Genomic DNA, 6,996 nt, shown 5'->3' with positions numbered 1-6,996 from the left:
CGGGGCCGGGCTCCGCGGGGGCGGGGGCGGGGCCGGCGGCGAGGGCGGCGCAGTCGCGGCGCAGGGCGGCGAGGGCGGCGCGGTCGCCGTCGAGGAGCCCGCGCAGCTCGGAGACCCCGGGGAAGCGGTCGTACGCCGCCTGGTACGCGCCGATGACCTGGCCCAGCGCGGTGACGGCCGGCCGGCCGTGCGCCCAGTCGGACTCCTCGCCGCCGAGCAGGGCCTCGGCGAGCAGCGCGGCGGCCTCGTCGGGGTCGGCGGTACCGCCGTAGAGGTCGAGGTCGTGGGGCGAGGAGGGGTCGGCGATGCGGATGACGACGTCGTACGCGTCGTCGTCGCCGAGCGGCGCGCCGGCCGCCCCGACGACGACGACGGCGGCCCTGCCGGCGAGCGCCTGCAGGCACAGCAGCTCCGCGACGGGGCCGGTGACGCGGTCGGTCACCACGTTGCCTGCGGGGCCGACGGCGAGTAACCCGGTGCCGAGAAGGCCGGCCTCCAGGGCGATGCCGCCGCCGCGGTAGACGTGGGGGTTGCGCTTGTCGTCGGGGGCGGCGCCGATGCGGACCTGGCCGGTGACGAGGTCGTGCGGGTACGCCCGGCGGCCGATGTCGCGCAGCCCGGAGGGGTGCGGGCAGGCGGCGGGCCCGTCGTAGCGCACGGAGTCGGCGAACGCCTTGAGCCGCTCGGGCCGGGCCCGCGCGGACTCCCAGGCCCGCGCTATCCGGGCCAGGTCGACGTCGTTCATGACCCCGCTCCGCGCCGCCGTGCCCAGCGCCTCCGCCTCCGCAACCAGCCCGGCCGCGCGCAGCTCGGGCCACGCCACGGGATCGTCGGCCTCGGCCTTCTCGGGATCGGTCTTCCCGGTGGCGTCTCCCTCCAGGGGGACCCCCCGCCACTTGGCGGTCAGCACCTCACGCCACTTCCCAAAACGGCTCAGGGGGTACAGCAGAACCGCGAGGACGACCCCGTACAGGGTGTACACGAAGACCGCGGCGAGAAACTCGTTCCAGCCGTTGGTCCATGACAGGGGCAGCATTCCGACGATCCCCCGCAGCAGGGGCACCGCCCTGGTCAGGAGAAGAAGCACCACGACGAACGCCGCCACGCCCGTCAGCGCGGCTTCCATCGCCGGGCCACGGGCCACGGCGAACCGCCGGTACAGCTCCGGCCAGCCACCCGACCGGCCGCAGACGTACACGAGGGCCGCGAACACCAGCGAGTCGTACAGGTCCCTGGCGACCGACGCCGCGCGCTTGTCCCGCCGGCCGCCTTCTCCCTCCCACCAGCTGTCCGGTGTGAACCAGTCGAGCGGCGCGTCCAGCATCCCGAACAGGAAGACGCCGTTGCGGTAGAACGACCACGCGATCAACCCGAGGATCACCGACAGTGCTGCGGCACCCAGGAGCTGGCGCTCGGAGAGGCGGTCGGGGTCCTCGGGCTGGCGCGGCACGTGACCGTGGCGCCAGATGCCCGGTGCCGCGTCGGGCCGGCTCTCCCGCATCCACGCCAGGAACGGGGCGCCCGGGTCGCTCACCGCCCCGTACCCGGGCCCGGCCCCGTACCCCGGCCCGGGCTTCTCCGCGGACGTGCCCGGGCGCTGCGGAGGCACGGGCGGCACCGGCGGCACGCGCGGCAGCGGCGGCACGTCGGGCCGGCCCCTTCCGTCGGGTCCCGCCTGCCGCGGCCCGAGCCGGCCGTCCTCGCCCATGTTCCGCTCTTTCCTCCCGCGGGCCCCGACCCCGGGTCCGGCCCTGACCTTGCATCACCGCGCCCAGCCCGCCGCAGACCGGCAACTCGGCACCGTCCCGCCCAACTTAGCGCCTCCCGCCCACCGACCCGGTGCCCGTCCGGATCCCGCCTCAACCGCCGCCGTCCGCCCGCCGCCGGGCGGCGGCCCGCACCACCCGTTCCTCCGGAGTCACACATCCGTCCCCCACGTCGTCCTGAAGGCATGAGAAACACCGACTCCGGGGGACCCCGCTCCACGACCGACGACGCCGCCTCCGCTCAAGGGAGGCGGTGACGGTGCCGCAAGACGACGGCCTCGCCCGGGCGTTCGAGAAGGAGCGTCCCCGCCTCCTCCGTGTCGCCTACACCACCACCGGCTCCCTCGCCGAGGCCGAGGACTGCGTGCAGGAGTCCTGGCTGCGGTTGCGCCGCGTGCCCGACCCCGGCGCGATACGCGACCTGCGCGGCTGGCTCACCACCGTCGTCGGCCGGCTCGCGCTCGACGCGCTCGGCAGCGCCCGCTCCCGCCGCGAGCGGTACGTGGGCACCTGGCTCCCCGAGCCGCTGGTGGAGCCGGCCGTCGCCGGGACCGCCGGGACCGCCGGGAGCGCCGTGCCCGACCCGGCCGAGCAGGTGACGCTCGACGAGTCGGTGAGCATGGCGCTGCTCGTCGTGCTGGACGAGCTGTCCCCCGCGCAGCGCACCGCCTTCCTCCTCCACGACGTCTTCGGGCTGTCCTTCGAGCGGGTCGCCGAGGTCGTCGGCCGCACCCCCGGTGCCGTACGCCAACTGGCCTCCCGGGCCCGGCGGCACATCGAGCAGAGCCGCCCGCCCGCGCCCGCCCCGCGGGCGGAACAGCGGCGGCTGGTGCACGCGTTCGCCGCCGCCTGCCAGGAGGGCGACCTGGAGGCGCTGGTGCGGGTGCTCGACCCGGAGGTGACGTGGCGCGGCGACGGCGGCGGGCTGGTGGCGTCGCTGCCGGGAGCGGTGCGGGGTGCCGACCGGGTGGCGCGCGGGCTGGTGTCGTTCGGCGGCGGGGCGCTGCCGCCGGGCACCCTGCGCGTGGTCACCGTCAACGGCGCGGCGGGGCTGCTGCTGTACGGGCCGGAGGGGGAGGTGTCGGTGGCGGCGTTCACGGTCGACGGCGGCCGGATCACGGCGATCGACGTGCAGCGCAACCCGGAGAAGCTGACGTCGGTCCGCTTCCCGGAGGCGTGAGCCGGCACCGGCCGCCGTACGCGCGTTCCCCCACCCCACCCGCCCCGGTCCCCCGCTCACCCCACCCCTGTCCACCGTGGACAAGGCGACACGGCACACCGCTCCCCCGCGGAGCATGCCCCCGTCGCGTGCCCGGGCCTAGCCTGCGGGGGAGAGCATCGTCGTCCGGACCCGGAGGAGATCCCCCATGACCAGCGCTTCCGCCACCGCAGGCGCCGCGCTCCCCCAGGAGCGGCGGCTTGTCACCCCGATTCCGGGGCCGAAGTCCCAGGAGCTGATGGCGCGCAAGAACGGCGCCGTCGCGCAGGGCGTGGGCACCGTGATGCCGGTGTTCGCCGCCCGCGCCGCCGGCGGCGTCGTCGAGGACGTCGACGGCAACCGCCTCATCGACTTCGGCGCCGGCATCGCCGTCACGTCCGTCGGCAACAGCGCGGAGGCCGTCGTACGCCGCGCGTCCGCGCAGCTGGCCGACTTCACGCACACCTGCATGATGGTTACGCCGTACGAGGGCTACGTGGAGGTCTGCGAGCAGCTCGCCGAGCTGACCCCGGGGGACCACGCCAAGAAGTCCGCGCTCTTCAACTCCGGCGCCGAGGCCGTCGAGAACGCCGTCAAGATCGCCCGTTCGTACACCGGCCGGCAGGCCGTCGTCGTCTTCGACCACGGCTACCACGGCCGTACGAACCTCACCATGGCGCTCACCGCCAAGGACATGCCGTACAAGCACGGCTTCGGCCCCTTCGCGCCGGAGATCTACCGCGTGCCCGTCGCGTACCCGTACCGCTGGCTGACCGGGCCCGAGAACTGCGCCGAGGAGGCCGCGGCGCAGGCCGTCGACCTCATCAGCAAGCAGGTCGGGGCCGAGAATGTGGCGGCCATCGTGATCGAGCCCATCCTCGGCGAGGGCGGCTTCATCGAGCCGGCGCCCGGGTTCCTGCCGCGGATCGCGCAGTTCGCGAAGGACAACGGCATCGTCTTCGTCGCGGACGAGATCCAGTCCGGCTTCTGCCGCACGGGCCGCTGGTTCGCGTGCGAGGAGGAGGGCGTCGTACCCGACCTCATCACCACCGCCAAGGGCATCGCCGGCGGCCTGCCGCTGGCGGCGGTCACCGGCCGGGCGGAGATGATGGACGCCCCGCACGTCGGCGGCCTCGGCGGCACGTACGGGGGCAACCCGGTGGCGTGCGCCGCGGCGCTCGGCGCCATCGAGACGATGCGCGAACTGGACCTGAACGCGAAGGCCCGGCGTATCGAGGAGATCATGAAGGGCCGGCTGACGGCGCTGCAGGAGAAGCACCAGGCCATCGGCGACGTGCGCGGGCGCGGCGCGATGCTCGCCATCGAGCTGGTCAGGCCGGGGACGAAGGACCCGGACGCGCAGCTGACGGCGGCGCTGGCCAAGGCGTGCCACGCGGCGGGGCTGGTGGTGCTGACCTGCGGGACGTACGGGAACGTGCTGCGCTTCCTGCCGCCGCTGGTGATCGGCGAGGATCTGCTGGCCGAGGGGCTGGACATCCTGGAAGGGGCGCTCTCGCGGAACGCGTGAGGCAGGCGGTACGGGCACAGCGGCGCCCGGGCAGGGTGCCGGCCCGTGCTGCGGAGGCCGAGCCGGCGTCGGTTCCGGAGCCGGGGTTCGTGCCGGAGGGCGCACCCGCGCCGGCGCCGCGGCGGCGGTCCGGCGCGGCCTGGCCGGTCCTCGGCTGCGCCGTGCTGTACGGGCTGCTCGCCTGGCAGGTCGCGGTGGACGGGCCGGTGCGCGAGCTGGACGAGCGCACCGGCCCCGCGCTGGCACGGCACGCCCCGGCGGGTGCGGGGCTGCTGGCGGACCTGGGCGGGGTGTGGGCCGCGCTGCCTGTGCTGGCGGCGGCGATGCTGTACGCGGTGTGGCGAACGCCGGAACGGGCCGCTCCCGCCGCCGCGGCCGGACCGCCGCGGCCCGGGGGCGGGGGACGCCCCGGGCCGGTGCCCGACCGCGTACACCGGCTCCTCCGCGGTCTGCTGCGCGGTCTCCTGTACCGCATCCCGGCGGGCGTCCGGGTCCCGCTGCTCGCCGGCGCCGCCGCGTTCGCCGTGCTGCCCGCCGTCGTACTGCCGCTGAAGTCCGCCCAGGCCCGGCCGGGCCCCAAGGGCCCCCTCGCCGACGACTACGCCGGCTTCTTCCCCTCCGGCCACGCCACCACCGCCGCCGTCGCCTACGGCGGCGCCGTGCTGCTCCTGCTGCCGCTGCTCCGCTCCCGCGCCGCGCGCCGGCTGCTGGCCGCCGCGGCGGGGGCGCTGGTGGCGGGGGCGGGGATGGGGCTGGTGTGGCGGGAGTACCACTGGCCGCTGGACGTGGTGGCGGGGTGGTGCGTGGCCGCGGTGCTGCTGGCCGCCGCCCGGTACGGGGCCGCCCGGCTCACGGCGTACGCCGCGGGCGGGCTTACTCCGGACCGGCAGGACCGGCCGGACCGCCGGGACGGCCGGGATCCGCACGCCCGCCGGAACCGCCGGGTCCGGCAGGGCCGGCGGGACCGGCAGGACCGGCAGGACCTTCAGAACTGACCGGACCTCCCGGCCGGGCCGAACCGGCCGCACCGCCCGCGCCGTCCGCGACGCGCGCCGCCGCCTCGTGCATCGCCAGTTCCAGCACCGCCGGATCCGTCAGCCGCCCGCTCCCGTCCGGCGGCACCAGCCACCGCACCCCGCCCGTCGACCGCCCCGGGTAGGGCACCACGATCCACGTCCCGTGCCCCGCGCTCCGTACGCCCGTACCGATCCACCGCGCCGCCGTCCCCGGCGGAACGAAGAACCCGAGCCGCGCGTCCGTCACGTCCGCCAGCACCGGCCCGGGCCGCCCGGCGAGCCGGGAGACCACGTCCAGCGTGGGCCGCCCCAGCTCCCCCGGCAGGATCAGCACGTCCCACACCCGGCCGGCGGGCAGGAGCGACACCCCCAGCGGGTTGCGCTCCCACTCCCACCGGCAGGTCTCGGGCTCGGGCGCCGCCGACACCAGCCACTCCACCGCAGACTTCGCCCCCGCGTCAGTCATCACGATCAGTCCCTCGCCTCCGTGGCGGCGGTCCCCGCTGGACCGGCCGTCGGTGGAGAGAGGGGGCAGGCGGGCAATCCTTATGCGGCTTGAGGGGAAACGTTCGTGTGGCCCCGGTCACAACGGGCGTCGGGGCGGGGGCCGCAGCGCGCCGGGAGGGCGGCGCCCCGTCAGGCGGTCCGCCCGTCGGTGCGGCCGTCGAGGTCCTTCCACCAGTACGCGTACTCGTACTGGCCGCCGGGAGCCACCTCGAACTCGACCTCCGACAGCCCCTCCTCCGTCTCGAAGCGGTACGTGGCGATCGCGACGCGGTCCGCGGAGAGGATGAGCGGCAGCCCGTCGCCGCTCTCCTGCTCCAGATACTCGCCGTTGGTGCCGACCTCGTAGGCGTTGACCTCGCCGTTCGCCAGGGCCGCGTCCGCGCCGGTGCCGTTCTCGACCCGGACGTGCACCTCCAGGAGGCCGCCCGGGACCGGCCGGGCGTCGAGGGTCACTTCGAGCCCGTCGTCGTACGCGATGGTCTCGCCGGCCTCGACCGCGCTGTCGGTCTCGGGCGAGACGGGGGCGAAGTAGTCCATGGCGAGGACGACGAGCAGGATGCTCATGCCGACGCCCACGACGGCCGCGACGCCGCCCAGCCAGATCCCCCACAGCCCGGACGCCCGGTTGCGGGCCTCGCCGCGCCGGACGCGGCGGACGGCGGTGACGCCGAAGCCGACGGCGAGACCGCCGAGGACGACGGCGAGGGGGCTGAGGAGCAGGGTGAACGCCAGCGTGGCGCCGATGATCCCGAGGGTGAGCGCCGCGATCCCGGCGCCGTTGGCCGGCCCGGCGGGCGGCACCCAGACGTAGGGGCCGGGGAGGTAGGGCTTCGGGCCGTACGGGCCCGGTCCCGGCGCCGGCTGCGGGCGCAGCCAGCCGGGGGCAGCGGGTACGGGCGGGCCGCCGTCGGGTGCGGGGAGGAGCGCGGCGTCCGGAGCGGGTGGCGCCGGGGCGGCGGCCGCGGGTGCCCGGCCTGCCTC

At 76.3% G+C, this 6,996-nt stretch carries 5 protein-coding genes and 1 pseudogene; 3 read left to right on the top strand and 3 right to left on the bottom strand.

Annotated features, from left to right (window positions below):
* The coding region (locus ABD317_RS31775) for a hypothetical protein (RefSeq protein ID WP_344294492.1) at positions 1-1,708 on the bottom strand (1,708 nt) is incomplete at its 3' end.
* 317 nt (positions 1,709-2,025) lie between these two features.
* On the opposite strand from ABD317_RS31775, the gene sigJ reads away from it, so the two are divergent.
* The 3 genes and pseudogenes from sigJ to ABD317_RS37930 all read left to right on the top strand — a co-directional run.
* Positions 2,026-2,946: an RNA polymerase sigma factor SigJ gene (gene sigJ, locus ABD317_RS31770; protein ID WP_344294490.1), complete on the top strand. Its 921-nt coding sequence runs from the start codon at positions 2,026-2,028 to the stop codon at positions 2,944-2,946.
* A gap of 187 nt (positions 2,947-3,133) precedes the next feature.
* A complete protein-coding gene (gene gabT, locus ABD317_RS31765) occupies positions 3,134-4,492 on the top strand; it encodes a 4-aminobutyrate--2-oxoglutarate transaminase (RefSeq protein WP_344294488.1) in 1,359 nt (452 codons plus the stop codon).
* Positions 4,493-4,815: 323 nt separating this feature from the next.
* A pseudogene (locus tag ABD317_RS37930) lies at positions 4,816-5,316 on the top strand (phosphatase PAP2 family protein); the annotation flags it as partial.
* Positions 5,317-5,365: 49 nt separating this feature from the next.
* On the opposite strand, the gene ABD317_RS37925 reads toward ABD317_RS37930, so the two are convergent.
* On the bottom strand, positions 5,366-5,974 hold the full coding sequence (locus ABD317_RS37925; protein ID WP_425582490.1) for a bifunctional DNA primase/polymerase: 609 nt from the start codon (positions 5,972-5,974) through the stop codon (positions 5,366-5,368).
* A gap of 170 nt (positions 5,975-6,144) precedes the next feature.
* Positions 6,145-6,996, bottom strand: an 852-nt coding sequence (locus ABD317_RS31755) for a DUF4190 domain-containing protein (RefSeq protein ID WP_344294484.1), incomplete at its 5' end; no start/stop codon positions are given.

It is taken from the genome of Streptomyces synnematoformans (genome assembly GCF_039531005.1).
GTDB classification, from domain to species: domain Bacteria; phylum Actinomycetota; class Actinomycetes; order Streptomycetales; family Streptomycetaceae; genus Streptomyces; species Streptomyces synnematoformans.
The sequence above is the reverse complement of the archived record's forward strand: the minus strand, read 5'-3'. Positions and strand labels throughout refer to the sequence as shown.